The organism is Roseicyclus sp., assembly GCF_052168335.1.
Classification (GTDB): Bacteria; Pseudomonadota; Alphaproteobacteria; order Rhodobacterales; family Rhodobacteraceae; genus Roseibacterium.
This window is the reverse complement of sequence record NZ_JBQLZP010000704.1, coordinates 1-2596: the sequence shown is the minus strand read 5'-3', so window position 1 is coordinate 2596 and position 2596 is coordinate 1. Positions and strand designations below refer to the sequence as shown.

Sequence of the window (2596 nt, the reverse complement as noted above, 5' to 3'; positions counted from 1 at the left end):
AGCGGGACCACCGCCGCGACCTCGCCCGCCCGGAGCCCCCGGAGCGCGCCCGCCATTCCGGTCTGCGCCTCGCGCTGCCCCTCGAGCGCCCAGGCGAGCACCACGCGGTCCGCGCCCGACATCCAGAAGAGGGCCGCCGCCGCCAGCGCCGCCAGGATGGCGAGCGAGATCATCGGGCGCATGGAAACACCAGCCGGTCGGCGAAGAGCGCGCCCACCGCGGGAAAGTTGTCCTCGGCCGCGACCGCCCCGCCGATGGCGGCAAGCTCCGCCTCGAGCGCGGCATAGGCCGCGTCGAGATCCGCGCGGACAAGCTCGGGCGTGCATTCCGTGCCCGCGATCCCCGAGGGCAGCGTCGCCTCGAAGGCGATGAAGAAGGCCTCGTCGTAGACCGCGGCCTCGACCGCGGCATCGCCGCCGGGATCGCCCGTCACCGGACGGCGGTGGACGGTCTCGATCCGCCCGTCGGGGCGCAGGGCCATCGACACCGCCTCGGGCGCCCCGATCCCGAGCGCGGTGTCCCCGCGCGCGAGGTGCAGCCCCCCCTCGAAGCCGCTGTTCCAGTTGAGGTCGAAGCCGAGCGTCGCAGCGATCTCCTCCTCGGTGAGCGCGTTGTCGAAATCGGGATCGAGCCCGTAATCCTGGAGCAGGATCAGGGTGTAGAGCTCGTCGTAGCGCCACCTCACCTCGACGCCCGTGATCGTGCCGTCCTCCGCGCTCAGCAGCGTGACGCCCGCGTCGATGAAGACGTGGGGATGCGCCGCGGCGGGCCCCGCGGGCGCGAGGAGCGCAAGGGCGGCTGCGACGCTGGCGAGGAAGGGCGGCATCCCGGGCATGGGGGGAATATGTGGATGCGCCGCCGCGGCGCAAGCGGGCAGTCGCCCGTTGCGCGCCCGTCGGCGGTCCGGCACCGGTGCGCGCCGCCGGTCCTGTCGGTGGGGACCATCGCGGGCGCTCAAGGTTTTGTTTACGTTATCGACGGAGATTGTTGAAGAAATGGGGGAAAGTCCGCCACATTCATGCCCCACTCTTGTACCAGCCTGGCCATTGCTTCTGCATTCAAGGGATTCTTCCGGTGACATTGTCTTTTGCGCATTTCCTCCGCGACGAAAACGGTGCCATCACCGTCGACTACACGGTGTTGAGCGCGGCCGCCGTCGGCATGGCCATCGCGGCCACGGCGGTGCTGACCGGGGGTATCGAGGCCATCACCTCGCGGATCGACGAAGAACTCCGCGCCCGGCAGCTGAACGACAGCTTCATCGCCTTCGCCGCCGCGCATTTCGAGCCGCTCCTCGCCGCGAACCTCATCAACGAGGCGGAGGCGCAGGCGCTCTGGGATGCGGCGAACACGATGATGAACAACGAGATTCTCGCCGCGCTCGAGGCAGGAATCCTGAAGATCGAGAACGGCACGCTGACGGAGGAGGAATACGGCGAGCTGTTCGCGGTGGCGTCGGTCGCCTACCAGCGCAACATCGTCGACGATGCGGTCCTCAACTACTATTTCGGCTTCGACGGATCGACGCCGCCCGCTGAATTCGCGGGCTGAGGCCCCCCGAAGCCGGTCAACGAGGATACCCTTGCAACGAGGATACCCGGCGCCCTTTTCGGGCGGCCGGGTTTCGCCGTCTCAGGGCTTCGCCCGCCGCTTGTCGGGATTGAGCGACGCGCCGAGGATGTGCTCGGCGCGGTGGATGACGTGCCCCGCCTGCCCCACGATCAGGGGATCGGGCGCGTGGACGAGGCGCGCGTCCTTGCCCGGATAGTCGAGGCTGTCGAGGAAGTGCAGCATGCAGTTCAGCCGCGCGCGCTTCTTGTCGTCGGACTTGATCACCGTCCAGGGCGCGTCGGCGGTGTCGGTGTAGAAGAACATCGCCTCCTTCGCCTCGGTGTAGTCGTCCCACTTGTCGAGGCTCGCCCGGTCGATGGGCGACAGCTTCCACTGCTTGAGCGGATCGGTCTCGCGGCTGGCGAAGCGGCGGCGCTGCTCCTCGAGCGTGACCGAGAACCAGTACTTGTAGAGGCGGATCCCCGAGCGCACGAGCATCCGCTCGAGGTCGGGGGTCTGGCGCATGAACTCGAGGTAGTCGCTCGGCTCGCAGAAGCCCATGACCCGCTCGACGCCCGCGCGGTTGTACCAGGAGCGGTCGAAGAACACGATCTCGCCCGCGGTCGGAAGATGCCGGACGTAGCGCTGGAAGAACCATTGGCCGCGTTCCTCGTCGGTGGGCTTGTTCAGCGCGACGACGCGGGCCTCGCGGGGGTTCAGATGCTCCATGAAGCGCTTGATCGTGCCGCCCTTGCCGGCCGCGTCGCGGCCCTCGAAGAGGATCACGATCTTCTGCCCGCTCTCCGCCACCCAGCGCTGCACCTTCAGAAGCTCGGCCTGGAGCTTGGCCTTCTGCGCCTCGTAGGACTGCCTGCGCATGCGCGTGACATAGGGATACGCGCCCGTCTCGAAGGCCTCGCGGATCTCGGCCGCGCTCGGCGTGTGGCGGCGGCGTGAAGGCGCGGGGGTCTCGGCCGCGGGCGCAGAGGGGGCGGCCTCGGCGACGCCGGCGTCTTTTTCCACCGTGACGGCCGCTTTGGCGGCG

The 2596-nt window shown here is 69.0% G+C and carries 3 protein-coding genes and 1 pseudogene; 1 reads left to right on the top strand and 3 read right to left on the bottom strand.

From position 1 onward, the window contains the following. Both ACTS11_RS21430 and ACTS11_RS21425 read right to left on the bottom strand, forming a co-directional pair. A pseudogene (locus ACTS11_RS21430) lies at nucleotides 1–182 on the bottom strand (hypothetical protein); the annotation flags it as partial. Next, entirely contained in the window at nucleotides 170–835 is a 666-nt protein-coding gene (locus ACTS11_RS21425) for a DUF1007 family protein (RefSeq protein ID WP_442642302.1), read from the bottom strand. The gene ACTS11_RS21425 and the pseudogene ACTS11_RS21430, both read right to left, overlap by 13 nt. A gap of 305 nt (nucleotides 836–1140) precedes the next feature. Between ACTS11_RS21425 and ACTS11_RS21420 the strand changes: the two genes are divergently transcribed. Continuing rightward, nucleotides 1141–1551: a hypothetical protein gene (locus tag ACTS11_RS21420; protein WP_442642301.1), complete on the top strand. Its 411-nt coding sequence runs from the start codon at nucleotides 1141–1143 to the stop codon at nucleotides 1549–1551. 81 nt (nucleotides 1552–1632) lie between these two features. Here ACTS11_RS21420 and ppk2 read toward each other — a convergent pair whose 3' ends face one another. Continuing rightward, nucleotides 1633–2574 (bottom strand): polyphosphate kinase 2, encoded by a 942-nt coding sequence (gene ppk2, locus ACTS11_RS21415; protein WP_442642303.1) that lies wholly within the window; start codon nucleotides 2572–2574, stop codon nucleotides 1633–1635. Between the last annotated feature and the right edge of the window lie 22 nt (nucleotides 2575–2596).

Bases quoted from the DNA above. Each gene is read 5' to 3' on its own strand.
- ACTS11_RS21425 (WP_442642302.1), bottom strand. From the start codon at position 835: ATGCCCGGGATGCCGCCCTTCCTCGCCAGCGTCGCAGCCGCCCTTGCG.